Genomic DNA, 26,732 nt, shown 5'->3' on the forward strand with positions numbered 1-26,732 from the left:
AAACAATGACAAAGATTAGATTAACAAAAGAGTTCCGATTTGAAATGGCACATGCCTTATGGAACTACGATGGATTGTGTAAAAACATTCATGGTCATTCTTACATTTTATTTGTTACGGTAATTGGAGAGCCCATTACCGATAAGACAAATCCAAAATTGGGGATGGTAATGGATTTTGGAGAATTGAAGGGAATAGTATCAGAGGAAGTTGTTGATCAGTTGGATCATGCATTGGTTCTTAGTAAGGATACTCCAAATATCGATCAATTAAATATCCCACAGATGTTCGATCGGTTTTTTGTAATGGATTATCAACCAACCTGTGAAAATATGATTGCAGATTTTGCAGATAGAATTAAAGCAAGACTACCAAAGGGAGTTGATCTCCATTCTTTGAAACTGCACGAAACAGCAACTTCATTTGCAGAGTGGTATGCTTCCGACAATGAATAAAACCGTAAAAATATAGGATGAGCCCGAAATATATATTCGGGCTTTTTTATTGCAAATCTATCGCTAATATAACTTTCTGTGGATAGAATTTTACGTCGAACTTAACTTATTAATTTGCAATCCATCTTGTAATTATTCATTAATAATTACTCATTGATAATTGCGATAGCAGTATTATCTTGTATTTTTGTTTGGATACATTAAATACATACAATTTTTATGCACTCATCAGCTAGCAATTCTGGCAAAAAGCTATTTTTATTAGATGCTTTTGCCTTGATATACAGATCGTATTACGCATTTATAAAAAACCCAAGATTTACTTCAACAGGAATTAATTCTTCTGCCATGCTTGGATTTACCAATACCTTACTCGAAGTATTGGAAAAAGAGAAACCATCGCATATTGCGGTTGTTTTTGATCCTGTGGGACCAACTTTCCGTCACGAGATGTTCAAAGAGTACAAAGCGCAGCGTCCGCCAATGCCTGAGGATCTTCGTAAATCCATTCCTTACATCAAAAGCATTATTCAAGGATTTAACATTCCTGAATTGGATGTGGAAGGTTTTGAAGCAGACGATGTTATAGGAACTCTCGCAAAGAAAGCTGAAAAGCAAGGCTATACGGTTTACATGATGACTCCAGATAAGGATTACGCACAATTGGTAAGTGACAATATTTTCATGTACAAACCAAAACGATCAGGAAAAGAAGTAGAAGTTTGGGGATTGCCGGAAGTTCGTGAAAACTTTGGAGTAGAAACAGCAGATCAGATTATCGACTATTTGGGATTAATGGGAGATTCGGCCGACAACATTCCAGGTTGTCCGGGTATTGGACCGAAGACTGCACAAAAATTGATTGGATTGTATAAATCCATAGATGGACTCTATGAGAATACCGATCAGTTAAAAGGAAAGCAGAAAGAAAAAATTATAGCTTCAGAAGAGCAGGTTCGATTTTCGAGAGAACTGGCAACAATTGCATTGAATGCACCTATAGATTTCGATGAAGAGAAATTTAAGTTGATAGATTTCGACGAATCAAAGTTGAGAGCTATTTTTAAGGAATTGGAATTTTTTACACTTGCTGAAAGAGTGTTTAAAAATCAAACCGAACTTTTCGACGCTCAGAATGAGAAATCTACGGACAGTGATTCGACAGAAGAAAAAGAAATCATTCTCAGAGATATAAATACTTTAAATTCGAAATTTTTTATACTTGATAATGAGCAAGTAAGGGGTGACTTAAAGGCGGAATTATGCATTCAAAAAGAGTTTGCATTCAGAACAATTTTGTCTGATTCCGATCCAAACACTTCAAAATTGAGAGGCATGTGCTTCTCTTTTAAGAGCGACAAGTCTTTTTTTGTTCCATTTCCGGAAAATTTAGAAGAAGCAAAAAAAATTGCTCAGGAATTCAAATATATTTTTGAAGATGAGAAAATCATCAAAATTGGTCACGATTGCAAAAAAGACATTTTAGCACTTCGTTGGTTGGGCTGTGAAGTAAAAGCTCCAATTTTCGATACCATGATTGCACATTACCTGATTCAACCAGAATTGAAGCATGAATTCTCTTTTGTGGCCAATTCTGTTTTGAACTACAATGTAATTCAGGAAGAGGTGAAGGGGAAAGGCAAAAAAGCTCAACTGAGTTTGATGATGGAACCTGAACCAGTCAAACATGATCGGTATTGCGAAGAAGTTGTACTGGGTTTAGAGCTTAAATCGGAGCTTGAAAAGCAGATGGAGGACAATGGCCTAACCAAGTTGTTTAACGAGGTAGAAATGCCTCTAATGAGCATTTTGGCCGATATGGAGTTCAATGGAGTATCGCTTGATGTTCCAACTTTAAATGATTACGCTAAAGTACTAAACGAAGAGGTAAATGGCATAGAGGCTGAAATCAAAGAAATGGCAGGTGTCGAATTCAATGTAGCATCGCCAAAACAGTTGGGAGAGGTCTTGTTCGAAAAAATGGAATTGGACAGCAAAGCCAAGAAAACCAAATCTGGACAGTACTCAACTTCGGAAGCTGTACTGGCCAAACTTAAGGGCAAACACGAGATCATTCAAAAGATTCTGGATTTCAGATCGCTGAAAAAGTTGATTTCGACTTATGTGGAGGCTTTGCCAACCTATATTAACCAGGCATCAGGAAAAATTCATACATCATTCAATCAGGCAGAAGCCGCAACGGGGCGATTGAGTTCTACCAATCCAAACCTGCAGAACATTCCTATTCGAACAGAGCAGGGAAGGTATATCCGTAAGGCATTTGTTCCTTCAACGGATGAGCACATATTCCTTTCTGCCGATTACTCGCAGGTAGAATTGCGTTTGATGGCACATATGAGCAAGGATCAGAATATGATTGATGCCTTTAATCATGCAGCAGATTTCCACCAGGCAACAGCTGCAAAAATCTACAAACTGCCAATTGAAGAGGTTAGCAAAGACATGCGATCTCGTGCGAAAACCGCCAATTTTGGTATCATATACGGTATTTCAGCATGGGGATTGGCAGAACGATTGGACATCTCGAGAAAAGAGGGAAAAGAGCTTAAAGATGGCTATTTTGAATCTTATCCTGAGGTAAAAGCTTTTATGGATGCCAGTATTGAGAAAGCCCGCGAGGATGAATATGTGGAGACTTTGATGGGGCGACGCAGATATTTAAAGGATATCAATTCGAGCAATGCGATTGTACGCGGAGTGGCCGAAAGAAATGCCATTAATGCGCCAATTCAAGGTTCTGCAGCCGATGTTATCAAAATTGCAATGATCAACATCGACAAAAGAATGAAAAAGGAGGGAATGCAGTCGAAAATGATCATTCAGGTGCATGATGAATTGAACTTTGATTGCTTGAAATCTGAATTGGAACAAATGAAGGTAATCCTTCGTGAAGAAATGGAAAATGCCGTACAGCTTTCCGTACCACTTACTGTTGATATGGGAGTAGGAGAGAACTGGTTGCAGGCACATTAATCATCACCAATAAAATATTTAAAATGCCGAATAGAGATTTGTTCTTTATTCGGCATTGTTTTTTATCGTATTGTAAAATAAATCTTCTGTAGCAATTTAAATAACTCAATTACCGAATTTTCTTACTCAATAGAGTAGTTTAAGAATTTATATACTCATTTTGATTACAAATGAATACCGATATCGATTATTAAAGAAAAAGCTCATTCTTTCGATGAAAGAATGAGCTTTTAAATATCAATTTTATTTAAGCTTCAGGCAAATTACGTAATCCTTTTGCCTTATTCCTTTTTACTTGTTTATCGCATGTAATCCGATGCTACCATCTAAAATACCTGCGTATTCATTATTGTTTTTAAGAACTTCGATAGCGCGAAGTAAAGTCTTATCATCGCGCAAGCTAAATTCTATGCCTCCTTTTTGGTAGTGATATCTCTTCACGATTTCGTGAGCCAGAAGCTCTTTTAATTCACCTTTGAAGCGTTGCATGTCGCGATCCAAATTAGGCGCTAATTTGGCCTCTAAAGCAGCAAATTCATCAGCCGAAATATCAAAGTTTTTCTCTTCTTCAGCCGATTTCTTTAATGCTTTTAAAATCTCAGTACTTTCCGATTTGTAAGTGAAATCTTTACTTTCTTTCACAAACTTTACAAATTCATTAAAAAGTTCATCGCTAACTTCAAATTCTTTGGCAGAAGCAATGCTTTCTGTTTTGTTTGCATAAAGGGTAGCAAAATCAAAGAACATAAAATCACGTATCATATTTATACTTAAAATGCTATAAGTTTCAGGATCTATTTTTACATCAGGAAGAATCCCTCCGCCATCGTAAACCTTGCGACCATTTTTAGTATGATATTCAGTTATCAAGGAATCAGCAACTTTACCAACACTACCATCTTCGTTTCTGTTGCTGTAATCCAAAGCCTGAATACATCTTCCACTAGGGATGTAATACTTGGCTGTAGTTACCTTTAATTTGGTGTTGTATGTAAGGTTTCGGGTAGTTTGAACCAATCCTTTACCAAATGTTCTATTACCTAATACAACGCCTCTGTCAAGGTCCTGAATTGCCCCGGAAACAATTTCCGATGCTGAAGCCGATCCTCTGTTTACCAGCACAGCAATAGGAATCTCAGAATCAACTGGTGACTTTGTAGCTTTGTAGCTTTTGTCCCATTTCGAAACTTTCCCTTTGGTACTAACAATATCTTCACCTTTATTCACAAAAAGATTGGTAATTTCAATTGCCTGATCCAACAATCCACCTGGGTTTCCTCTTAGGTCCAATACAATCGATTTGGCATTTTGTTCTTTTAATTCCTTCAATGCATTTTTCACTTCACCTGCCGATTTGTTAGTGAATTGGTTAAGGTGAATGTATCCTATTGAGTCGGTAATCATGCCATAGTAAGGAACCGATTTAAGCTGAATTTTTTCACGAACCAACTTTTTATCCATGGTTTTCTTTACACCAGGGCGTTTGATTTTAATGGTAAGCGGCACGTTAGGTTGTCCTTTTAAAAGATTGCTAACATCATCAGTACTTTTATCTTTAACAGAAGTTCCATTGATCTCAAGCATTACATCACCAGCACGTAAACCAGCTTTATAAGCAGGAAATCCTTCGTAAGGTTCTGCAATAATAACTTCATCTTTGTGTTTACTGATTAAAGCTCCAATTCCGGCATACTCACCAGTTGTCATCAATTTAAAATCTTCAATATCTGATTCTGAGATGTATGTGGTATATGGATCGAGAGTTTTTAGCATGGCATCCATACTCTTTTTTACCAAGTCACCCGGATCAATTTCATCTACGTAAAACAAGTTCAATTCTCTGAACATGGTGTAGTAGATATTCAGGTTTTTACTGATTTCAAAATTTCTCTCGTCCCTGCTGAACCCGAAAAATGCTGCACTACAAAACAGTAGAATAGCCAGCATCCAAATGGCTCCTCTTTTTCCTCGAAGCTTCATATATTTCTTTTTTTATTGATATTTTTAATTAACCCTTGCGGAGATTTCCCTATCAAACACTAATCACTTAGCAGTATAATTTTATTAGTAGGTAATAACAAATATAGGCAATCCCGATGGAAATATAACACCTTTAACATTTCTTAACCCTATTGTATTGAATTACAATGAATGTGCCAGAATAAACTCTAACAAGCTTACGATAAATTTACTAAATTGTTTTTTAGAACTTAAATAACCATTAATCTGGTATCTATTGCCTTTTCTTAAGGCACAGGATCATGACCATGTCCACCCCAGGGATGACAGGATAAAATTCTCTTGATAGCAAGATAAGATCCTTTAAAAGGCCCGTGTTTTTTTAAAGCTTGAATGGCGTAGGAAGAACAGGTAGGAGTGTACCTACAAGCAGAAGGAGTAAGGGGAGAAATAAAATACTGATAAAACTTAATCGGCAGAATCATGATGAACAGAGCTGCCTGTTTCAGTAGGTTTAGAATGTTTTTCATATTCTCTTGGAATTCGTTGCATTGCCTTTTTTAATTGCTCTTCCATATCCTTTGTTTCCATGATTTTTTTAGGAAGATATACAACCATAAAAGCAATTTGAACTTCTTTTTTCTCTAGCTCTTCGTAAAGCTTGTGCTTATTTAAACGGTAAATTTCCCGAATTCGTCTCTTTAAAAGATTTCTCTTAGGTGCTTGCTTAAAGTTTCTTTTCGAGACAGTTATGGCAACTTGTGCCGGATATTCGGAGTGAAGATCAGCAGCTTTCCAAACCACTCGAAAAGGATAACAGGTAAATCCGTTCCCTTCGGAAAATAGTTTGCCTATAAGAATCTTGTGAGTGAGTCTTTCAGCTTTTTCAAAAGTAAAACGTGTTTTACGTGTCATTCTATTCAGGATTATACTACAAAAATCGACAAAAAAAGGGGAAAACAAATTCCCCTTCTTTTTTTTATGTTGCTATAGACTATTTGTCTTTATTGTCTTTGTTATATTTCTTGATGAATTGATCCAAAGCCATAGTCATAGATGGAGCTTGTGGCATTGGAGCCTGAATATCAAGTCTTAACTTCGCATCGTTAACTGCTTTTGAAGTAGCAGGTCCGAATGCAGCAATAATTGTATTGTTCTGCTCAAACTCCGGGAAGTTTTGTAACAAAGAAGCAATACCTGATGGGCTATAGAAAGCCAAGATGTCGTAATTTACATCCGCTAAATCAGATAAATCGCTACTTACAGTACGATACAAAATTGCTTTCGTATACTTGATTTTGTTTTTATCAAGTAAAGCAGGGATTGATTGTTTATGAATATCTGAAAGTGGAATCAGGAATTTTTCTGATTTGTGCTTCACGATAATATCCATTAACTCTTCAAAACGTTTTTCTCCAAAGAAGATTTTTCGTTTTCTGTAAACGATGTACTTCTGAAGATAGAATGCAGTTGATTCAGAAATACAGAAGTATTTCATATCATCAGGAACTGTAATTCTTAATTCCTCACAAACTCTGAAAAAATGGTCAATAGCTGTTCTACTAGTAAAAATAACAGCTGTGTGATCCAAAATATTGATTCGTTCCTGTCTAAATTCCTTGGTTGAAACACCTTCTACTTGGATGAAAGGACGAAAATCAATTTTCAAATTGTATTTTTCTGCCAAATCAAAATACGGTGACTTTTCGGTTTGGGGTTTGGGTTGCGATACCAGTATAGTCTTGATTCTCAAAACACTAGAGTTTAGTTCAACAATTCATTACACCGCCTTATACCAATGATTTTAACAGTTTGTAAATCACAAGTAAGGGCAAAATTTCCAAGGCACAAAGGTACAAAATCATATAAAATATTGAAACATGTTTGCGAAATAATATTTTAATCCCTCGAAATAGTCTGAATAAATAAAATATTAAAGCAATAACTAAACCTGCGTTTAGTAGTAAATATGCTGCAAAATCTGCTATGAAAGGTACACTTAGTGTAACAGGTAAAAGAAAAATTCCAAGATTTTTATTGTAGATAAAAACGTTGTGCAAGTATTCTTTTCCTTCTTTTACACCATCAAAAATGTATGCCAATGTTCTTATTACAACAAATTTTCCGAAGTAAATTATCAAAAAAGCAACTAAAGTATAAAGGAAGGTAAGCAAGTTTGTTTTGATGTCAGCATCTGTATACCAATAGTTGTAATAGAGAACAGCAAAAAATGAGGCATTAATAAAAAACAATCCATTCAAGAAAATACTTCCTCGAAGGTTTCTCATATTTTTCTCCAGAAATAAATTGCTTGAAACCTGGTAATTGATAATTGCATCAATCAGACGCTGAAGATATTTACCGAATGAAAACCGAATAATCGCCATCAGAATCACCACAAAAAGGCTAACACCTACCATCCAATCACTTTGAGAGCTTTCAATAGGTTTTCCTTCTTTGATTAAAGGTCTTTCAATGCTATCGGTAAGAATTGAATCTCGAAAAGGGATTTGATTAATGTGAATTGAGTCTGTTATGGTACTATCAGCAATAATTTTGGCTGTCAGATCAGTTGTATCTTTCCCATTATTTAAGCTATCCAGCTTAAAATTGACTTGAAAAGAAGAATCTTGAAATGCCGTTTTATGAACGGGAGAGACTGATGAGTTGATGAAAGCCATTATAATTCGTGTACCATTACCACTAATTAATTACAAAGATAATTTTATTTTATTGAGCGCTTGCATGAAGCAAAAGAAAGCCCGTAAATTTCTTACGGGCTTGTGGTTTTAAATTTCTTCGTACCCTATTAATCGTTTAATTCTAAGCTTTTCTTTTTCACCGGCATTGAGTTTTCTATCGCTCTTAAGAACATGTTTTTCCCATGAACCATACATCGGATTAGGCAGTACAATAAATTTTGCTCCAAAAAGAGCTTTCATGCTATCAACTTTTCCAAAACCATAATTTTCTGACCTGTCTTCAAAAAATTCATCAAAATCTCCAATGTTATCGCCAGCAAGAATCAGAATATCATGAGTTTCGCTCACTTTATTTCGTCTTTCAGTTTTCACGCTAGTATTGGTTTTAAGCAGAATGTGTGCTTCATCTGCAAAAGGAAAACCTAGTTCTTTAAGGTTTTGTAATGTTTTCTTTGTAGCAGACGTATCTCTGTTTGAGATGTAAAAAGTTTCAACTCCTTTCGATTCCGCATATTTTAAAAACTCTAACGATCCTGGCGTAGCTTTAGCTTTAGCCATATCGGTCCATTCTTTCCATGCTGCTGATGAGTATGACTTTCCTGTTCTAATCGAGTTGGTTTCGAAAGGGCTATTGTCCAAAACTGTTTCATCAATATCAACCACAACGGCTTTGGCTTTTTTTCCAGAATAAGTAGCCAATTGTTTGTCTAAAGATAGTTTTGCAGCGTTAAATGCCTGATAGTATAGTGCTCTACATTCTGATGTTCTTTGATACCATAGAGTAGCCATTACCAAATGTTCATTTGGATTTTGTGTATTCTTGTTGTTTACAGGATTTTGCTGACAAGCAAACAGGCCTGTAGCGATTAGAATCGCAAAAAATATTTTTCTCATGTGAGTTTGTGTTATAATTTTAAACTTTCACCTTCTTTTGGGTGATCGGATTTACACGGAAAGGAAAAATAAATGGTTTAAATTCGAAGATAATAAAAAATAGCTGTAACATTTCAAATATCTTGTGCGTCCTAGATATGAAACTGGCCTAAATGAACACTGTAGAGTACAATAAAAGCGTAGACAAGTATGCCGATGGCATGTTTCGCTTTATCCTCAAAAATATTAAAGATGAGGATAAAGCACGTGATATCGTACAGGACAGTTTCGAGAAATTGTGGCGTAATATTGAGAATGTAAATTATCAGAAAGTAAAGTCATATCTTTTCACAACAGCTTATCATACCATGATCGATTTGATAAGAAAAGAGAAAAGAAAAGAAGATTTTGAGAATGTTGATGTAAAAGAATATTCACATTCGGAACAGTATAGCGATTTAAAAGAGGTTTTAAATATTGCATTGGAGAAGCTTTCAGATATTCAAAGATCTGTAATACTATTGCGGGATTATGAAGGATATTCATATGCAGAAATTGCAGAGATTACCGATTTAAGTGAATCGCAGGTGAAAGTTTACATTTACAGGGCCAGGAAAAATTTGAAAAGTTTCATTGGTAGTATAGAAACATTGGTGTAGAAAGATTGATGATGAGAAGAATAGACAGACACAATTACGAAGAATTCTTTCTTGATTATTTGGAAGGAAATTTGAACGATTCAGAGAAGAAAAATCTGGAAAGTTTCCTTGCGCTTAATCCTGATTTAAAGGAGGAGTTGGACGAAATGTGCCTGCTTGAGTTGGAGGAAGAGGACATTATTTTTGACAAATCATCATTGAAACAGATTCCTTTTGAAACAGATTTTGAGGATTTTTGTGTAGCCAAACTGGAAGGTGATTTAGAACAAGAAGAAGAGCTCGCTTTCACGAAATATCTGAATGAGAATCTTATTGGCAAAGCGCAATACCAATTGTTTGAGAGAACAAAGCTTAAAACTGATAATGATATCATTTATCCCGATAAGGAAGAACTGAAGAGAAAGGAACGTAAGATTATTCCTTACTGGATGATTTCCGGAGTAGGTATTGCTGCATCGATATTGCTTCTTTTTTCGGTTTGGAATACTTCTATTTCTGATAAAAACGCAGATCAGGATTCAGCTAAAAAAGTTGCTTATAATGATTCTGTAAAAAAGGTAGTGGTTACACCAACCAAAAATTCAAATAGATTGGAAAAATTGGTTGAAATTAAGGCAGAATCGCAAACAACAAAGCAAGAGGCTGATGACATAGGCAATCAAGAAGTTGAAACAGTAATTGCAAAGAGCCAACCAATAGAAAATAAAACAGATAGGATTTTTACTAAACAATCAATTGCAGAGAGTCCAATGGATACGAAGCAAGTTGCTTCTCAAAAAGTGAGTTTACCTGAAGTCATTAAAACAGCAGAGCTTAAAGTTTTAGCCAATGTTGAAGTGGTTGACCAGAAAATTGAGGTTTCAAATCAGGAAAAAGAAATGAATGAGCTTCCTGTTAATTCTGGTTTGGCTAATCTTGGCATGTCTTGGAAGTCAAGCGTAAAAGCGAAAAGAAAAAGCAATTCATTGCTTTATGCAGTTGCAAAAATCGGAGTTGACAAGATAGGAGAGATTGCTGGAAAGAAAGTACAATTAGATAAACAATACGATTCAGAAACAGAAAAAACACGTTTAAACTTCAATACCAAAGGCTTAGGCTTTTCTACTTCAATAAAATAAAAACTACCTGTAACTAATGGGCTGTTGATTCGTCCTACCCATAGAATTACCTAAAAATATTGTTATGAAGAAATTACTTGTAATGTATTTTGCACTTGCAATTGGATGCAGTGCTTACGCTCAAAATACAATTGATACATTAAAAACGGATACTCTTAAGAAGAAAAAAATCTTAATAGAAGATAGTTGGTCTAATAAAAAGAAAAAAGCTGAAAGCAAGCACACCTTTCAAAAAACTGTGGATCAGGATACCATGAAGGTGGAGTTTATGAACAGAGATGTTGTAAAAGCAGTTGAAACCGAAGGTGGAGCCAAGATTAAGGTAGGTAAGATTGGAAAGTTTGCTTACCAGGAAGGCCGTGACACAACTAAAATTAGGATTGGTGGAAAACAGATTAACATTATAGACGGTTGGCATGGAACCAGAATTAAGATTGAGAAAGTGCATCCTTGGGATCCGGATCAGGATAAATTTTTTATGGAAAAAGAACCTGATTTTAGAGGACACTGGGCGGGATTTGAAATGGGGATAAATGGTTTTGCCGATGAAGATTATACAGGTTATTCCTATGATTTTATGGAATTGGATATGGCGAAATCTATTGCTGTTAACCTAAATTTTTTACAATACGATATCAGTTTGCAAAAAGAAAGAAATACAATTGGTTTGGTAACTGGTTTAGGTTTAGAGTGGAACAACTACAGGTTTGATAATGATATTACTTTGCAAAAGGTAAATGGAGTGATACAACCTCTGGATTTGTCTGTTGCACATCCGGATTGGAATATTAAAAAGACAAAACTAACAACGCTTTACCTTACGGTTCCATTGTTAATGGAATTCCAAATTCCAGTCAAGTATAAGAAGAGAAGAATTCATATGTCAGCTGGTGTTGTGGGAGGTTTAAGACTTGGTTCACATACCAAAATTAAACATGGAGGTGATAAAGATAAAGATCATGATGATTTTAAGTTGAAAACATTGAGATATGCAGCACATGCTCGTATTGGTTACCGTTCTTTGAACTTTTTTGCAACTTATGGTTTAACCGAATTATTTGAAAATGGCAAAGGTCCTGACTTAACACCGTTTACAGTAGGAATTACCTTGGTTAGCTTTTAAAGTTAAAACTCTAATTTTGACAAACGGCCAGATTTTATTGAAGTCTGTCCGTTTTGTTATTATGAGATGTTCCATTTTGACCAATGTTTATATTATTAGCATAAATATAGTATATTAGAGGCATGAAAAGATTTCCCCAATATATACTAATAATATTATGTTTTCCATTTTTTGGTTTTGAAAGTTTCGAAACTCAAGTTAGTTTGGATAGCTTACAAAAGAGATATGGTTCGTCGGCAGGTCAAAATAAATTGAATGCCTTACTTGATCTTAGTAAATTTTATTGGAACACCGATCCTACGCAAGCAATAGAAAAATCAAAACATGCGCTAGGAACAGCACAGTCTCTTGAGAGTACCCCGGAAATTATAAAAGCGATGTTTTATGTTGGGACTGCATACTATTACGATAATCAACTTGATAATTCGCTGGATTATCTGCTCCAGGCACATCATCATGCCGAAAAAAATAACTTTAAGAAAGAAATAGCTGATATTAGTATGCAATTGGCAACGGTTTATTATGAAACCAATCGCTTAAATAAATCATATTCCTATACCATTCAAGCTTTTAATATCTACGAAACCTTTGGCGATGAAGGTGGGATTGCTGGTTGTGAGAACTTATTGGGTTTGTATTACAAAGGCATTGGTGTATATGATGAAGCTCAAAAGCATTTTGAAATCGCACTTGAAATAGGTAAGAAATTATCCCGGGAAAAAATAATACGATCCGTTTTAAATGACTTAGGATCAATGTATGCCGAAATTGGAGAAACAGATAAAGCCATAGGAATTTACCAAGATGCATTGCAATATCATAAAATAAATGGTAACAGCTTTAAAAGTGGAGCCTTCGAATTGGACTTATCCCAATTGTACATTCAAAATGGGGAGTTGACCAATGCAAAAAAACATTTGGATAGAGGATATGCTATTGCGGTAAATCTTAAATCCAAAAGGTTATATCGTGATTATTACAGAATTCTGGCCAGTTATCAAATCCAAAGTGGCAAACAAAAAGAATCAGTACTGGCTTTTCAAAAGCTACAGCAATATCAGGATTCCATCGCTGATGATAAGTTAAGCAATAAGATTGAAGAGTTGGATTCGCGCCATGCAATTAGTATTAAGAATCAGGAAAATCAAGTTTTGAGGGATGAAAATCAGGAACAGCAATTAAAAATTACTCGCCAGTATATTGTTGGATTATTGATTTTAATGGTTTTCATTTCGGTGATTTTTATCTTGATCATCAGGTATAGAAATAACCTGAAAGACAACGAACTATTGCATTTGAAAAACAGCTTGGTTCATCAACATCAAGAGGAACTGATAGAAGCCATGAAGCGAATCAAAATAAGTGAAGACAAGCTTCGGGTTGCCAATGATACCAAGGATAAAATGTTCTCATTAATAGCACACGATTTAAGAGGTGCCATTGGTAATATCAGTAATGGGTTGAGAATGTACCTGGGAGAGGAGGATTTGGACCTTACAGAGGAAGATAAGGAGGAGTTTTTACAAGCTCTGTTTCATTCTTCAGATAATGCCTATGAACTTTTGGAAAACCTTTTGTATTGGGCAAAAAATCAAACTTCAACACTTTCGGCCAATAAACAAATGGTTGATGCCTGTTCAATCATCAATTCCAATATTGGTTTATTGAGTGATTTGGCCAAAATTAAATCCATTAACCTGTTTACTTCAGAGAACCCAAATATAGAAGTGTTTGTTGATTGGAACATGATCAATACCGTGCTGAGGAACCTGATTTCCAATGCCATTAAATTCACCAATAAAGGTGGTAATGTGGAGATTAAATCGGAGATAGGAGAGCACTTTGTTAAAATCTCAGTAATTGATGATGGTATTGGCATGCTACCTGATCAGGTGGATAATATTTACGATGGAAAAACTACTGACGGAACAGCTGCAGAGAAGGGCACTGGTTTAGGATTGACCCTTTGTCGCGACTTCTTGATTAAAAATCATGGTAAAATGATTGTTAGCAGTGAAGTGGATAAGGGAAGTACTTTTGCTTTTATTATTCCACGTCGCCCAATGAATCATGAAAAATATTTGGAATTAGTAGAAAAAGAGCCTCTTCTTTTCTTGATTAATAGTTAAATTTAGAGCTGAAATACACATAAGCTTAAACTAAATTTACATACACATGAGATTATTACTGATCAGTAATTCAACCAATCCGGGTGAGGAATACCTGGATTATCCAAAACACAATATCAAAGAGTTTTTAGGAGAGAAACCAGTAAAAGCGCTCTTTATTCCTTACGCAGGAGTAACGGTATCTTTCGATGATTACGAAGCCAAAGTAAAAGAAAGATTCAACGAAGTGGGGCACGATATCGTATCGATTCACCATTTTGAAAATCCGATACAGGCAGTTGAAGAAGCCGAGGCAATTGTTGTTGGTGGCGGAAGCACCTGGAACCTGCTTCATTTGATTCACAAATACAATCTAACCGAACCGATTCGCAACAAAGTGATCAACGAAAAGGCTCCTTACATTGGTTGGAGTGCAGGATCAAACTTAACCTGTCCTACCATCAAAACAACCAACGATATGCCAATTATCGACCCTATGGGATTCGATGCGTTAAATTTGATTCCTTTCCAGATCAATCCTCATTATTTGGATAAAAATCCGGAAGGACATGGAGGAGAAACTCGCGAAGATCGTATCAACGAATTTATGGTATTGAATCCTGATGTATACATTGCCGGATTGAGAGAAGCAACCATGTTTTTGGTAGAGGATAACAACATCAAATTAATTGGCGACAGACAATGTAGAATCTTTAAGAACGGCATTGAAACTTACGAACTAAGTGCAGGTGACGATTTCAATTTCTTATTGAAATAAGATCATTGCTAAAAATATAAAGAAGCGATTAGGGTGACTTAATCGCTTTTTTTGTTTTGAATTTCTACCTTTGTGGCCGAAATAAAAGTTTAAACAAACACTTACTCATGGACTTACTTTCCTCGGCTTATTTTGTTCTATTTCTTATTGTTGCTATCGGATTTATTGTTGGAAACATTAAAATAAAAGGAATTTCTTTAGATGTTTCGGCAGTTATTTTTGTTGCCTTGGTTTTTGGACACTTTGGTGTAAGCATTCCTAAGGATATCCAAAATATTGGACTTACCCTGTTTATATTTACCATAGGAATTCAGGCCGGACCTGGTTTTTTCGAATCCTTTAAAAAGAATGGGAGAGAGCTAATCGTATTGGCTTTTATTTTGGTTGGTAGTGCCTCCTTGGTTACCATTTTACTTGCCTTAATTTTTAAAATCGATACCGATATTGCCATAGGATTGTTAACTGGATCGTTAACCAGCACACCCGGACTTGCAGCAGCTATAGAATCTACCCAATCAGCAATGGCATCTATTGGTTATGGTATTGCTTATCCTTTTGGAGTTATTGGGGTAATTTTGTTTGTGAGAATGTATCCAAAACTGTTTAAAGTGGATATTGAAAAAGAAGCACAAAAGCTGGAAGATGAGGCTCAGCAGAATTTTCCTGAACTATTTAATAAGAACTTTGTAGTTGAGAATGAAAATATTGTTGGCAGAAGCATTGCCGAGCTTAAAATTCGATCGATGACCCAAGCCAATATTTCAAGAATCATGCACAATGGGGAAAGTATTGTTCCTACACCAAATACCATTTTAGAAACTGGCGATATTGTGAAGCTTATTGGTACCGAGCAGGCCTTGGAGAGAGCCAAAATGATTATTGGTGAAGAGACGGGGGAGAAAATTCCTTTAAGCCGTGATTATGTGGTTGAATCGGTTTTAGTAACCAACAAGCAGGTGGTAAATAAAACCATTGGGCAGCTAAACGTTTTGGCCAATTACAATGCTCGTATTACCCGTATCCGCAGAGCGGGAATTGATATGGTAGCCAGTTCAAAATCGGAAATCCGTTTTGGGGATAAACTGGTTGTTGCTTGTGGAACCGCTAATATCAACAATGTGCGTCACTTGTTTGGGAACGATAGCAAGAAGTTATCTGATACCGATTTCTTTCCAATTGCCACAGGAATTGTACTTGGTGTTTTGGTAGGGAAGTTAAAAATTTCCTTTACGGATGAGTTTACCTTTAGCCTTGGATTAACAGGCGGTGTGCTTATGGTAGCCTTGGTTTTAAGTAGAATTGGTAAAACAGGACCTATCCTTTGGACCATGTCGGGGTCGGCAAACCAATTGCTTCGACAACTTGGATTACTCATGTTTTTGGCTGTGGTGGGAACCAGTGCAGGGGCTCATTTGGTAAAAACTTTTCAGGAATCGGGTTTGGCACTATTTGCAATAGGTCTTGCAATTACCTTGTTGCCAATGATTCTTACCACTCTAATTGGGCATTTTGTATTAAAAATGAACATTCTCAATTTATTGGGAGCTTTAACAGGCAGTATGACCAGTACACCTGGTTTGGCTGCAGTTGATGGCATGTCTGATTCCAGTGCACAATCAATTGCCTATGCCACAGTTTATCCCATTGCAATGGTGTTTTTAATTGTTTGTGTGCAGATATTAAGCATGTTGTAAAGAACCGATTCCTGCCATCAGGAAGATTACATCATACCATAAACAAGTTAGGAAATACACGGGTTTTTATTTGCACGGACAGAGTAGAAGCGCTCCCGGACAAGAGTATCTTGAATATTCCTGTCCGGGAAGATCACACCCATGTCCGGGAAAGCCTACCTGCCTGTCCGGGAAGCATTTCTTTGTGTCCGGGAAGCTATACTCTTTGTCTGGGAACACATCAGGCTTGTCCGGGAAGGTGTTAATCAGGATGTTAGTAAATTTCTAACCACCAATTTAGTTAAAATTCCATTTCAACAACAATAGGGCAGTGATCGGAATGAACAACATCGGCAAGAATTGAGGCGTCTTTAAGCTTCTCTTGAAAACTTTCACTTACCATGTGGTAGTCGATTCTCCAGCCAAGGTTCTTGGCTCTGGAACCAGCGCGATAGCTCCACCAGCTATATTTATCTGGCGACTGATCGAAAACGCGGAAAGTATCAATGAAACCACTTTCCAGAAATTCGCTTACCCATTCTCTTTCCTCCGGTAAAAAGCCTGAAACGCCTTTTTTCTTTTCTGGTCTACTGATATCAATGGCTTTGTGGCAGATGTTAAAATCGCCACCAATTACAAGATTTGGTCTTTCCTTTTTCAGTTCATTGATGTATTCCTGGAAATAGGCCAACCATTCCATTTTATAGTCCTGTCTTGGCCCTCCGGTAGTTCCCGATGGGTGATAGGTGCTAAATACCGAAACATCGCCAAAATCGGCTCTTATGGCCCTTCCTTCAATGTCGTACTTGTTGTTATCAATACCCGTAACAATGGCATCAGGTTTTTCCTTACTCAGAATGCCAACACCGCTGTATCCCTTTTTCTTAGCAGAGAACCAGTAGCAATGATACCCCAACTCTTCGAACAAGTGTGATTCAATCTGCTCAGGCTGAGCTTTGGTTTCCTGAATCAGTAAAATATCCGGATTCTCCTCCTTTAACCAACCAATCAAGTCTTTTCCCAGTGCAGCTCTAATGCCATTTACATTGTAGCTAATTATTTTCTTCATGTATCTGGTGTGTGTTTATTTTAACGAATAAATCAAAATGCAATTTAGTAAAGATAAGTGCCATATTTAGCTCTAAATGATTTATAGTGGTTAAATTTTAAAAATTTATTTTTACCGAACTCTACTTTGTTAGAGATGCCAAAGTGGGCATTGGAAGATCAAGCTGATTAGACGTAGAAAAATTATTAGTAATCCCGATAGCTATCGGGAGAAGATCACGCCGCCGCACTTAAATTTTTCAAATATAAGTAGTTTGATCTTACACGCCCTGGATTCTTTGTTTACTTTCTCATCCATGGAGAAAGTATAAGCCATGCGACTTGAGCAAATTAAATTTGAGGTACTGAATGGTATTCTCATTCATCTTATTTGTAATTGATTTGATTACCCATGGTATTCCATATAGAACTGCATATTTGTACTTTGGCAAATAACAAATCCTCTAAAATGCGCTCTTTTCCTTAAAATCAACTATTTTTGTACAAAAATAGATAGACATTGAGAGAAGGACTGGTTATAAAATCGACAGGAAGTTGGTATACTGTTAAAACCAACGATGGAGAAATTCACAATTGCCGTATCAAAGGGCGATTTAGAATGGAGGGTATCAGAACCACCAATCCAATTGCGGTGGGCGACAGAGTAAATTTTGAGGAAGATAAGGAGTCGAAAGTGATTGTAAGTATTCACGATCGAAAGAACTATATCATTCGAAAGTCATCAAACCTGTCGAAGCACAGTCAGATCATTGCTTCCAATGTTGATCAGGCATTCTTGATTGTAACCGTAAATTATCCTTTAACCACCACAACTTTTATAGATAGATTCTTGGCTGCCGCCGAAGCTTATCGCATTCCGGTTCGCCTGATTTTTAATAAAATAGACCGATATCGACCAAATGATATGGACAGACTGGATGAGCTGAAGGGAATTTATGAGAAAATAGGATACAAGTGTTACGAAATTTCTGCAAAGAACGGAACTCATTTGGATATTATTAAAGATGCCTTAAAGGATAATATCAATCTACTTTCCGGACATTCTGGTGTTGGTAAATCAACGCTGATCAATGCCATTCAACCAGGTTTAGATTTGAAAACCGGGGAAATTTCCGAGGCTCATTCTCAAGGAAAGCACACAACTACTTTTTCTGAGATGTTTGAGTTGGATTTTGGAGGTTATATTATCGACACTCCGGGAATTAGAGGCTTTGGAACCATTGATATGGAGAAGGAAGAGATGTCGCACTTTTTTCCAGAAATATTCAAAACTTCAAATGATTGTCAATTCAACAATTGTAGTCACATACATGAACCAAAATGTGCTGTGAAAGCAGCGGTTGAAGCAGGAGAAATTAGCGTTACTCGTTACGAAAGTTACCTGGGTATGGTAATGGAGGATGAGGATAGTAAATACAGAATTTAATTATAGTATATCACTGTTAAAACACAGAATTCAGCACGTATTTTTACGTGCTTTTTTGATCAGGTAATAGCTGAAAAGAATAAAAAAAATGGCAAAAGTACTTAGCCCGGAAGAATTCCTGGAATTGGGAAAATCACTTCCGATGATTGATGTAAGAACACCAGCAGAATTTGAAGAAGGACACATTCCTGATGCCTTAAATATTCCCATTTTTACGAATGAAGAAAGAGCTTTGGTTGGTACCAAATACAAAAGAGCCAGTAAGGATTCAGCAGTACTTTTAGGTCTTGAGTTGGTTGGTCCCAAGTTGGCCAAGTTTGTGAAAATGGCAAAGAAATTTGCGCCGCAAAAAGAGATTATGGTGCACTGCTGGCGAGGAGGAATGCGTAGCGGAAGTATGGCATGGTTGTTCGAAACAGCAGGCTTCAAGGTTTATTTACTAAAAGGAGGCTATAAGGCATATCGAGGATACATTCGCAAGCAGTTTGCCGAAAAATCGGAATTGGTAGTTTTAGGCGGCATGACAGGCAGTGGAAAAACAGAAGTTCTGCACGAAATGCAGAAACAAGGTGCTCAGGTGCTCGATTTGGAAGGAGTGGCTCATCACAAGGGATCTGTTTTTGGTGCTTTGGGGCAAACCGATCAGCCAAGCAATGAGAATTTTGAGAATGAATTGGCTAAGGTATGGTTGGATTTAGATCCGAATAAACCCATTTGGGTAGAAGATGAGAGCAAATCAATAGGTTCTGTATGGATTAATGATGCTTTATTTGATCGCATGAGACAAACTGATGTGGTAAAAATTCTAATTCCAAAATCGGAAAGAATAAAAAGACTTGTAGAGGAATATGCTTGTTTCAACTCTGAAATTCTGGCTCACATGATCTCTAAAATTGGGAAAAGATTAGGAGGATTAAACGTAAAACTGGCAGAAGAAAGTTTAGAGAAAGGTGATTATGCGACAGTTGCAGATATTACATTAAGCTACTACGATAAAGCCTATAGGCATGGTTTATCGAAAAGAGAAGGCCAAACCATTCATTATTTGGAATTGGAAAAAGACAATCCTGCAGAAAATGCTCAGAAGGTAATTGAGTTCTATAATTCTCTTAAAAAGTAGTCTATTCAATTACACAGGTAATTGTAATGTCTATTACTTTACCAACCAAAACACCGCTTCGAGGACCCACTTTAAAATCGAGGCGGTTTATTTGTAGTTTGCCTGTAAATATTTGGCGGGAGTAGTTAAAAATGACATCCACCTCCTTGTTTTCGCCATGCATTGTAAGAATTCCGGTAAGTTTGTAACTCATTCCATTACGGGATACACCTGTTGATTTGAAGCAAATTTCAGGGTAATTGGCAACATCTAAGTACTTTTCTCCCTTTACCACTTGATCTCTCTTCTTCATTCTTGTATTGATTGTTGTTGCATCAATACAGACATCAAAAGAGGCTGTGGAAATGTTTTTGGGATCGAACTTCACATTTCCTTTCATGCCCGAAAAGTTTCCCTTTACCTTGTTTGCACCAAGATTGGCTACTCGAAACTCAATTTTGGATTTTTCGGTATTAATATTCTGGGATGAACATGTAAAATGAATCCCTCCAATAATCATTGCCAACAACATCAACCTTCTGATCATATGATTTGCTTTTTATGGAGTTAATACATGAAAATGGTGTAAGACATTTGCCTATAAACAAATATAATCCATAAAGGATGATCAATGCAAAATTAAATTTTGAATGGTAAAATTGGAATGGGTGTAAAATGAACTATAGAAGGAGATATTTTTTGACTCTGGAATAAGATTTAAATTGATTTGTCGTTACCTTTATCAGAAACCAATTAATATTCAGCATTGGACTTTTACCTTAATAATCGGAATTGGAAATACCACTTTCTAATTGTTGCAGTTGTGATTGTGGCTGTGTCATTACTTTATACCAATAGTTTGGTGAATAAACTGGCACACGAAGAAGCAAAGAAAGTGGAGCTTTGGGCTATTGGATTAAAGAGTTTGGATACCAATCCAAACCAGGATGTTGACTTGATAAATAGGATAATGGAAGATAATGAGACCATTCCTATGATTTTAGCCGATGAGAATGATAGTATAATTGCTCACAGGAATATTAATTTTCCAGAGAATCAAGAAGCGAAGGTACTATCAAGGGAGTTGATTAAAATGAAGAATGAGAATCATACCATTACCATCGACTTGGTTAACAGCAAAAATTTCATTTATTACGATGATTCAAATATTCTAAAGCGCCTGGCCTGGTATCCATTCATTCAGTTGGGAGCGATTATTACTTTCATTATCATTGCATTTTTGGCTTTTTCATATTCAAAATCCGCAGAACAGAATCGTGTTTGGGTTGGGATGTCGAAGGAAACAGCTCACCAATTGGGTACACCAATTAGTTCTCTTATGGCCTGGATGGAATTGATGAAGTCGGGAAATCCAAGCCCAACAATGGTTGAAGAAATGTCGAAAGATGTTACCAGGTTGGAAATAATTGCCGAAAGATTTTCGAAAATTGGCTCAAAACCGATTTTAAAACCCTATAATTTGAATGAAATTCTAGAAGTGAACATTGAATACTTGAAGAAAAGAACATCGGATAAAATAGAATTTATTTTTACCCATACTGATATAAAAAATGAATTTGTGCCATTAAACAAAGAGTTATTTTCCTGGGTGATAGAAAATTTGACAAAAAATGCAGTTGATGCCATGGAGGGAAGGGGAAAATTGCATTTTTCTTTAAGTGAAGGCAAAGAAAAAATTGTTTTGGATATCAAGGATACTGGGAAGGGAATCGTTAAAGGTCAATTTAAAACAGTATTTAAACCAGGTTATACATCTAAGAAAAGAGGTTGGGGCTTAGGTTTGTCGTTGGCCAAAAGAATTATAGAAAATTACCATAGTGGAAAAATTTTTATTGCCAGCTCTGAATTGGGAAAAGGCACGGTTTTTAGAATTATTTTGCCTCTAAACTGAAAGTTCTGGTTTTCAAATCACCAGAAAAGTTTTGAAACCAAAAAAGAACTCCTTATTTTTGCAGCCCGTTTTTAGGCGGGATTGCTTATTGAATGCTTATTTGGCATCAGTAATTGCTTGAAATTGACAAAAAAGATGTATTTTTTTGTGAATTCGTAAGATTAATTTTTATACTTTTGCAAAGTTTTATTTGAATATTTTGGAATATCCAACAAAATATACGATTCCTTTTAGGGGCTTAAAGGATGGTTTACATGAATTTAATTTCAAGATAAACCAAGAATTCTTTGAGCATTTTCAAGAGGAAGATGTTTACCAGGGAGAAGCTGATGTAAAAATCACTTTCAATAAAAAAACTCTGGTAACCACTTTAAAGTTTGAAATAAAAGGAAAGTTAAACGTAGCCTGCGATAGGTGTTTGGAAGAGCTGGAGGTAGAAGTTGAGGGTGAAAATTCTCTACATTTGAAATTTGGTGAGGAACACGAAGAGTTGGCAGATGATGTAATTGTTCTTGCAGAATCGGAAAACGAGATCAATGTAGCACAATACATCTATGAGCTGTTTGAATTGAGCTTACCATTAAGCTTTGTTCACCCTGATGATGAAGAAGGAAACAGCACTTGTAATGAAAAAATGATTCAAAAATTGAATGACCTCTCGGTGAATGAGGAAGAGAAGATTGATCCGAGATGGAATGATTTAAGAAAATTGATTGATAATAACTAGTTAAATAGGTTGAAAAATGGCACATCCAAAACACAGAACGTCGAAGCAGAGAAGAAATAAGAGAAGAAGTCATCTTAGAACAACTCCTGCTACTTTAGCATCTTGCTCAAATTGCGGAGCAACTGTTAAATATCACACTGTTTGCCCTGAGTGCGGTTATTACAGAGGCAAATTAGCTATTGAAAAAGAAGTTACAGCATAACCTGAGTACAATTAATCAGGTTTGAAGCTATATAAATTTGCTCCTCAGATTCATCTTAGGGGCAAATTTGCGTTATACATGATTGTTCTTGCTTTAGCCCAGCTTATTGATCTTAGAGGTGTGAGATTAACCTTTAAAATCGATGATTTGCTAGAGAAAAATCTGTATACTTGTAAGCTGAATTATCTGATGAACACTAAGTAAGCTTAAACAATGTCAAAAATTAATGCAGTTATAACAGGAGTTGGGGCTTATGTTCCCGACTATATCCTTACCAACGACGAATTAAGTACCATGGTTGACACTTCTGATGAGTGGATCATGACTCGCATTGGTATTAAAGAAAGAAGAATTCTAAAAGGTGAAGGACTTGGTTCTTCGGAATTAGGTGTGAAAGCTGTTAATCAGTTGCTGGAAAAAACAGGAACTTCTCCTGAAGAAGTTGACTTGGTGATTTGTGCAACCGTAACTCCTGACATGCAATTCCCTGCAACAGCAAACATTATTAGTGACAAGGCCGGAATTAACAACGCATTTAGTTTTGATTTGAATGCGGGTTGTTCAGGATTTTTATTTGCATTGGCAACAGGTTCTAAATATATACAGTCTGGTATGTATAAGAAAGTTGTGATTGTTGGTGCAGAAAAAATGTCATCAATTGTTGATTACACCGATCGTCAAACATGTCCAATTTTTGGTGATGGTTCGGCAGCAGTTATGTTAGAACCAACAACTGAGGAGGTAGGTGTAATGGATGAAATGTTACACACGGCGGGTTTTGGTCGTAAGCATTTGCATCAAAAAGCTGGAGGTTCATGCAAACCAGCTTCTCACGAAACTGTTGATGCTCGCGAACACTTCATTTACCAGGAAGGTAACCACGTATTCAAACATGCGGTTTCTAACATGGCTGATGTTTCAGTTGAAATGATGGAAAAACACAACATGACAGCTGATGATTTGGCTTGGTTGGTTCCACACCAGGCGAATAATCGTATTATCGAAGCTACAGCTAAAAGAATGGGCTTGGCTAAGGAAAAAGTGATGATTAACATCGAGAAATACGGTAATACAACCTCTGCTACCATTCCATTGTGTTTATGGGAGTGGGAAGATCAATTGAAAAAAGGAGATAATATTATTCTTTCAGGATTTGGTGCAGGTTTTACCTGGGGATCTATTCTGTTGAAATGGGGTTACGATCCTAAATAGAATTTTATTACCACAAAGATATTATGAAGGCTTCCATTTGGAAGCCTTTTTTTGTTTTGAAACTTGACATAGAAGTGGGATTTCTGCCTCAATTTTTTATATTTGTATGGTCCGCGAACATGGGTGCTGTAGATTGGAATAATAAAAGAGAATGTTCGTATACTTTTTTTAGAAATATTGAGTTGATATAGATGTCAATTCGGGGCAATAAAAGAGGTGAATACTAGACTAATATTCTATGAATTTCCAATTGCACTTGTCCACATCAATAAGATTTCAAACATGTTTAGTAAAAAAAATAAAATGAGCAGAAACAACGACGTACAACCAACCGCAGTAAACCTTATTTGTGATGGAACATCAATTAAAGGAGATGTTCAAGCATCAAGAGATATCCGTATTGATGGATATTTAAATGGGAAAATGCAGGTAAACGGAAAGGTAGTTGTAGGAAATACAGGTAAAATCGAGGGAGATATTAATTGTAAAACAATTGATGTTTCAGGTAGAGTAGAAGGTAATATTGTTGCTTCAGAAATGGTGAATCTGAAATCAACAGCATTAATATTAGGAAATATTGCAACAGATAAGATTTCTGTTGAGCCTGGTGCTAAGTTTACCGGATCTTGTAAAATGGGTGAAGCAGCACCTGCCAAGGATGAAAAGAAAAAATAATCCTGAAAAGGATAATAAAAGAAAACAGCTAAGTGGAGTTATTAAATACTCCGGCTTGGCTTTTCAAATGATTGTGGTAATTCTGGTGGTTTTATACGGAGGTATGAAACTGGATGAATCCCTACAAAAAGAATTTCCCTTATTTACCGTTATAGGAGCATTTTTAGGCGTGATACTGTCTCTCTATTTCGCTTTGAAAGATTTTATGAAAATGAAGTAAAAGATTTATGGAAAAAAAATACAAATCGTATATTCTAAGACTAGGTTTAATATCAGTTTTTTTACTAGTTGGGTCGAGTGCATTGTTCCTAACAGTTCTAAAACCATGGTTTAACTATATTTTTCCTTTTGTGATTTTGTACTTTTTTCTATTCAATTCCTTTCAACATTTCAAATTGTTAAAATTATCCAAGGGTGATCCCCGAGTTTTCCATACAAATTATATGGCATGGTTTGGGGTAAAATTATTTCTTAACCTAAGTTTTGTAATCGTTTACGTTTTGCTGAACAGGGCGCAGGCATTGAATTTCGTACTTTTCTTTGCCTTTTGTTATGTGGTGTATACCACCTTTGAAGTAATCGCGCTATCTAAGACTTTAAGGTCGGGAAATATTAAATAAGCTAAAAAAGTTTTGTGGAGAACTTTTTTTATTAAATTTGAGGGACCAAAAAAATAAGAGAAAAATTTTCTCAAGTTACATTATAATTTATCCTTATTTTAAATTTGGAACGAAGTAAAAAATTATTGGAATTATAAACATGGGGGATTTCCCTAATAATTCCATTTTAAATCTCTTTTGATAGATTTCGAAAGACAAAACATTAAAGCAAGTCATTCTACGTATGAAAAGTATTCATAGATTTCTACTAATCGTCTTCTTTATTGCCAGCGCAGTTACTGTATTTGCATCTGATGAACATGACCAACATGCTCACCAAGATACTCATAAAAAGGAAAAATTCGAACCTGGTAACTTTATCATGGATCATATTGCCGATGCTTACGATTGGCATATCTTAAGCTATAAAGACAAGCATGTTTCGGTTCCTCTTCCAGTGATTGTGATATCGGAGCAATCAGGTTTTCACATGTTCATGTCGAGTAAGTTCCATCATGGTCATGATGCTTACAAAGGATTTTACATTGCACAAGAAGGTGATTTTCGAGGGAAGGTTGTTGAAAAAATAGCAGGGAAAGAAGTTCGTCCTTTTGATATTTCAATGACCAAGAATGTGGTTGCCATGCTTATTAGTATGATTTTCCTGATGTGGATTTTCATATCGGTTGCAAAAGCATATACTCGCAGAAAAGGACAAGCTCCTAAAGGTATGCAGTCATTAATGGAGCCACTAATTTTATTTGTGCGCGATGAGATTGCCAAGCCTGCAATTGGAGAAAAGAAATACGAAAAGTACATGCCATTCCTTTTAACCATTTTCTTCTTTATATGGTTGAACAATTTAATGGGCTTGGTTCCATTAATTCCGGGTGGTGCGAACGTAACAGGGAATATTACCATCACAATGGTTTTGGCTCTGTTTACATTTATTATCACTACAGTAAATGGTAATAAAAATTACTGGGTTCACATTTTTAATACGCCAGGAGTACCTTGGTGGTTGAAATTTCCTGTACCATTGATGCCACTGGTTGAGCTGATGGGTGTTTTCACAAAACCATTTGTATTGATGGTCCGTTTGTTTGCAAACATCACAGCAGGTCACATGATTGTATTGGCATTTGTAAGTTTGATTTTCATCTTCGGACAAATTAGCCCAATGTTAGGATACGGAACGTCGGTTATCTCTGTATTGTTTGTGATTTTTATGGATATGTTGGAGTTACTTGTAGCATTAATCCAGGCATATGTATTTACGCTTCTTTCTGCGCTTTACTTTGGTATGGCTACAGAAGAGCATCATTAAGAATTTTCAACTCCTTAAATGGAGCTATTTTATAGTTTTTTAA

At 36.0% G+C, this 26,732-nt stretch carries 25 protein-coding genes; 17 read left to right on the plus strand and 8 right to left on the minus strand.

Annotated elements, in window-relative coordinates; translation table 11 throughout:
* Positions 1–5: 5 nt before the first annotated feature.
* Positions 6–455 (plus strand): 6-pyruvoyl trahydropterin synthase family protein, encoded by a 450-nt coding sequence (locus NQ163_RS09645; protein WP_268190134.1) that lies wholly within the window; start codon positions 6–8, stop codon positions 453–455.
* Between the two features lie 219 nt (positions 456–674).
* A complete protein-coding gene (gene polA / locus NQ163_RS09650; RefSeq protein ID WP_268190135.1) occupies positions 675–3,449 on the plus strand; it encodes a DNA polymerase I in 2,775 nt (924 codons plus the stop codon).
* 291 nt (positions 3,450–3,740) lie between these two features.
* Here the strand turns inward: polA and NQ163_RS09655 are convergent, their stop codons facing one another.
* The 6 genes from NQ163_RS09655 to NQ163_RS09680 all read right to left on the minus strand — a co-directional run bounded on the left by NQ163_RS09655 (position 3,741) and on the right by NQ163_RS09680 (position 9,004).
* Entirely contained in the window at positions 3,741–5,429 is a 1,689-nt protein-coding gene (locus NQ163_RS09655) for a S41 family peptidase (protein ID WP_268190136.1), read from the minus strand.
* A gap of 266 nt (positions 5,430–5,695) precedes the next feature.
* Positions 5,696–5,938: a membrane protein insertion efficiency factor YidD gene (gene yidD, locus NQ163_RS09660; protein ID WP_120238044.1), complete on the minus strand. Its 243-nt coding sequence runs from the start codon at positions 5,936–5,938 to the stop codon at positions 5,696–5,698.
* Positions 5,877–6,323 carry a ribonuclease P protein component gene (rnpA, locus tag NQ163_RS09665; protein WP_268190137.1) on the minus strand — a complete coding sequence of 149 codons (447 nt, stop codon included), beginning with the start codon at positions 6,321–6,323 and terminating at the stop codon, positions 5,877–5,879. Before rnpA ends, yidD begins: the two co-directional genes overlap by 62 nt.
* 79 nt (positions 6,324–6,402) lie before the next feature.
* Positions 6,403–7,161, minus strand: coding sequence for a uroporphyrinogen-III synthase (locus NQ163_RS09670; RefSeq protein ID WP_120238046.1), 759 nt, complete (start codon positions 7,159–7,161; stop codon positions 6,403–6,405).
* 37 nt (positions 7,162–7,198) lie between these two features.
* Positions 7,199–8,089: a DUF4271 domain-containing protein gene (locus tag NQ163_RS09675; protein WP_268190138.1), complete on the minus strand. Its 891-nt coding sequence runs from the start codon at positions 8,087–8,089 to the stop codon at positions 7,199–7,201.
* Between the two features lie 108 nt (positions 8,090–8,197).
* Positions 8,198–9,004, minus strand: coding sequence for a 5'-nucleotidase, lipoprotein e(P4) family (locus tag NQ163_RS09680; protein ID WP_268190139.1), 807 nt, complete (start codon positions 9,002–9,004; stop codon positions 8,198–8,200).
* 152 nt (positions 9,005–9,156) lie between these two features.
* Here NQ163_RS09680 and NQ163_RS09685 point away from each other — a divergent pair, with 152 nt between their 5' ends.
* From NQ163_RS09685 to NQ163_RS09710, 6 genes are all read left to right on the plus strand, one after another.
* A complete protein-coding gene (locus NQ163_RS09685; protein WP_268190140.1) occupies positions 9,157–9,642 on the plus strand; it encodes an RNA polymerase sigma factor in 486 nt (161 codons plus the stop codon).
* An 11-nt stretch (positions 9,643–9,653) separates the two neighbouring features.
* Positions 9,654–10,760 (plus strand): hypothetical protein, encoded by a 1,107-nt coding sequence (locus NQ163_RS09690; RefSeq protein WP_268190141.1) that lies wholly within the window; start codon positions 9,654–9,656, stop codon positions 10,758–10,760.
* 64 nt (positions 10,761–10,824) lie between these two features.
* Positions 10,825–11,883 (plus strand): outer membrane beta-barrel protein, encoded by a 1,059-nt coding sequence (locus NQ163_RS09695; RefSeq protein ID WP_268190142.1) that lies wholly within the window; start codon positions 10,825–10,827, stop codon positions 11,881–11,883.
* 203 nt (positions 11,884–12,086) lie between these two features.
* A complete protein-coding gene (locus NQ163_RS09700; RefSeq protein WP_268190143.1) occupies positions 12,087–14,012 on the plus strand; it encodes a tetratricopeptide repeat-containing sensor histidine kinase in 1,926 nt (641 codons plus the stop codon).
* A 46-nt stretch (positions 14,013–14,058) separates the two neighbouring features.
* Positions 14,059–14,769: a dipeptidase PepE gene (pepE, locus tag NQ163_RS09705; protein WP_268190144.1), complete on the plus strand. Its 711-nt coding sequence runs from the start codon at positions 14,059–14,061 to the stop codon at positions 14,767–14,769.
* Between the two features lie 107 nt (positions 14,770–14,876).
* Positions 14,877–16,463, plus strand: a complete 1,587-nt coding sequence (locus NQ163_RS09710; protein WP_268190145.1) for an aspartate:alanine exchanger family transporter — start codon at positions 14,877–14,879, stop codon at positions 16,461–16,463.
* A gap of 280 nt (positions 16,464–16,743) precedes the next feature.
* On the opposite strand, the gene NQ163_RS09715 is transcribed toward NQ163_RS09710, so the two are convergent.
* A complete protein-coding gene (locus tag NQ163_RS09715) occupies positions 16,744–17,511 on the minus strand; it encodes an exodeoxyribonuclease III (protein ID WP_268190146.1) in 768 nt (255 codons plus the stop codon).
* A gap of 498 nt (positions 17,512–18,009) precedes the next feature.
* Here NQ163_RS09715 and rsgA point away from each other — a divergent pair, with 498 nt between their 5' ends.
* Entirely contained in the window at positions 18,010–18,936 is a 927-nt protein-coding gene (gene rsgA, locus NQ163_RS09720) for a ribosome small subunit-dependent GTPase A (RefSeq protein ID WP_268190147.1), read from the plus strand.
* Between the two features lie 88 nt (positions 18,937–19,024).
* The gene (gene mnmH / locus NQ163_RS09725) at positions 19,025–20,056 is read left to right on the plus strand and encodes a tRNA 2-selenouridine(34) synthase MnmH (protein WP_268190148.1); all 1,032 of its coding nucleotides are present in this window, start codon (positions 19,025–19,027) and stop codon (positions 20,054–20,056) included.
* A gap of 1 nt (position 20,057) precedes the next feature.
* Here mnmH and NQ163_RS09730 read toward each other — a convergent pair whose 3' ends face one another.
* Positions 20,058–20,582 (minus strand): YceI family protein, encoded by a 525-nt coding sequence (locus NQ163_RS09730; RefSeq protein ID WP_268190149.1) that lies wholly within the window; start codon positions 20,580–20,582, stop codon positions 20,058–20,060.
* Positions 20,583–20,801: 219 nt separating this feature from the next.
* Between NQ163_RS09730 and NQ163_RS09735 the strand changes: the two genes are divergently transcribed.
* The 7 genes from NQ163_RS09735 to atpB all read left to right on the plus strand — a co-directional run bounded on the left by NQ163_RS09735 (position 20,802) and on the right by atpB (position 26,689).
* The gene (locus NQ163_RS09735) at positions 20,802–21,947 is read left to right on the plus strand and encodes a sensor histidine kinase (RefSeq protein ID WP_268190150.1); all 1,146 of its coding nucleotides are present in this window, start codon (positions 20,802–20,804) and stop codon (positions 21,945–21,947) included.
* 199 nt (positions 21,948–22,146) lie between these two features.
* Positions 22,147–22,674: a YceD family protein gene (locus tag NQ163_RS09740; RefSeq protein WP_268190151.1), complete on the plus strand. Its 528-nt coding sequence runs from the start codon at positions 22,147–22,149 to the stop codon at positions 22,672–22,674.
* Positions 22,675–22,690: 16 nt separating this feature from the next.
* On the plus strand, positions 22,691–22,876 hold the full coding sequence (rpmF, locus tag NQ163_RS09745; RefSeq protein WP_083464500.1) for a 50S ribosomal protein L32: 186 nt from the start codon (positions 22,691–22,693) through the stop codon (positions 22,874–22,876).
* Positions 22,877–23,089: 213 nt separating this feature from the next.
* Complete coding sequence (locus tag NQ163_RS09750) at positions 23,090–24,088, plus strand: beta-ketoacyl-ACP synthase III (RefSeq protein ID WP_268190152.1); 999 nt, start codon at positions 23,090–23,092, stop codon at positions 24,086–24,088.
* Positions 24,089–24,391: 303 nt separating this feature from the next.
* A complete protein-coding gene (locus tag NQ163_RS09755) occupies positions 24,392–24,763 on the plus strand; it encodes a bactofilin family protein (RefSeq protein WP_268190153.1) in 372 nt (123 codons plus the stop codon).
* Positions 24,747–24,983 carry an AtpZ/AtpI family protein gene (locus NQ163_RS09760; protein WP_268190154.1) on the plus strand — a complete coding sequence of 79 codons (237 nt, stop codon included), beginning with the start codon at positions 24,747–24,749 and terminating at the stop codon, positions 24,981–24,983. The genes NQ163_RS09755 and NQ163_RS09760 overlap by 17 nt, the downstream gene beginning before the upstream one ends.
* A 623-nt stretch (positions 24,984–25,606) precedes the next feature.
* Positions 25,607–26,689 (plus strand): F0F1 ATP synthase subunit A, encoded by a 1,083-nt coding sequence (atpB, locus tag NQ163_RS09765; protein ID WP_268190155.1) that lies wholly within the window; start codon positions 25,607–25,609, stop codon positions 26,687–26,689.
* Positions 26,690–26,732: the final 43 nt, after the last annotated feature.

The organism is Marinifilum sp. D737, from assembly GCF_026672275.1.
Lineage (GTDB): Bacteria > Bacteroidota > Bacteroidia > Bacteroidales > Marinifilaceae > Marinifilum.

Bases quoted from the DNA above. Each gene is read 5' to 3' on its own strand.
- NQ163_RS09690 (WP_268190141.1), top strand. From the start codon at position 9,654: ATGAGAAGAATAGACAGACACAATTACGAAGAATTCTTTCTTGATTAT.
- rnpA (WP_268190137.1), bottom strand. From the start codon at position 6,323: ATGACACGTAAAACACGTTTTACTTTTGAAAAAGCTGAAAGACTCACT.
- NQ163_RS09645 (WP_268190134.1), top strand. From the start codon at position 6: ATGACAAAGATTAGATTAACAAAAGAGTTCCGATTTGAAATGGCACAT.
- NQ163_RS09710 (WP_268190145.1), top strand. From the start codon at position 14,877: ATGGACTTACTTTCCTCGGCTTATTTTGTTCTATTTCTTATTGTTGCT.
- NQ163_RS09680 (WP_268190139.1), bottom strand. From the start codon at position 9,004: ATGAGAAAAATATTTTTTGCGATTCTAATCGCTACAGGCCTGTTTGCT.
- NQ163_RS09760 (WP_268190154.1), top strand. From the start codon at position 24,747: ATGAAAAGAAAAAATAATCCTGAAAAGGATAATAAAAGAAAACAGCTA.
- yidD (WP_120238044.1), bottom strand. From the start codon at position 5,938: ATGAAAAACATTCTAAACCTACTGAAACAGGCAGCTCTGTTCATCATG.
- pepE (WP_268190144.1), top strand. From the start codon at position 14,059: ATGAGATTATTACTGATCAGTAATTCAACCAATCCGGGTGAGGAATAC.
- polA (WP_268190135.1), top strand. From the start codon at position 675: ATGCACTCATCAGCTAGCAATTCTGGCAAAAAGCTATTTTTATTAGAT.
- NQ163_RS09655 (WP_268190136.1), bottom strand. From the start codon at position 5,429: ATGAAGCTTCGAGGAAAAAGAGGAGCCATTTGGATGCTGGCTATTCTA.
- rpmF (WP_083464500.1), top strand. From the start codon at position 22,691: ATGGCACATCCAAAACACAGAACGTCGAAGCAGAGAAGAAATAAGAGA.
- NQ163_RS09730 (WP_268190149.1), bottom strand. From the start codon at position 20,582: ATGATCAGAAGGTTGATGTTGTTGGCAATGATTATTGGAGGGATTCAT.
- NQ163_RS09755 (WP_268190153.1), top strand. From the start codon at position 24,392: ATGAGCAGAAACAACGACGTACAACCAACCGCAGTAAACCTTATTTGT.
- mnmH (WP_268190148.1), top strand. From the start codon at position 19,025: ATGGCAAAAGTACTTAGCCCGGAAGAATTCCTGGAATTGGGAAAATCA.
- NQ163_RS09685 (WP_268190140.1), top strand. From the start codon at position 9,157: ATGAACACTGTAGAGTACAATAAAAGCGTAGACAAGTATGCCGATGGC.
- atpB (WP_268190155.1), top strand. From the start codon at position 25,607: ATGAAAAGTATTCATAGATTTCTACTAATCGTCTTCTTTATTGCCAGC.
- NQ163_RS09750 (WP_268190152.1), top strand. From the start codon at position 23,090: ATGTCAAAAATTAATGCAGTTATAACAGGAGTTGGGGCTTATGTTCCC.
- NQ163_RS09695 (WP_268190142.1), top strand. From the start codon at position 10,825: ATGAAGAAATTACTTGTAATGTATTTTGCACTTGCAATTGGATGCAGT.
- NQ163_RS09675 (WP_268190138.1), bottom strand. From the start codon at position 8,089: ATGGCTTTCATCAACTCATCAGTCTCTCCCGTTCATAAAACGGCATTT.
- NQ163_RS09715 (WP_268190146.1), bottom strand. From the start codon at position 17,511: ATGAAGAAAATAATTAGCTACAATGTAAATGGCATTAGAGCTGCACTG.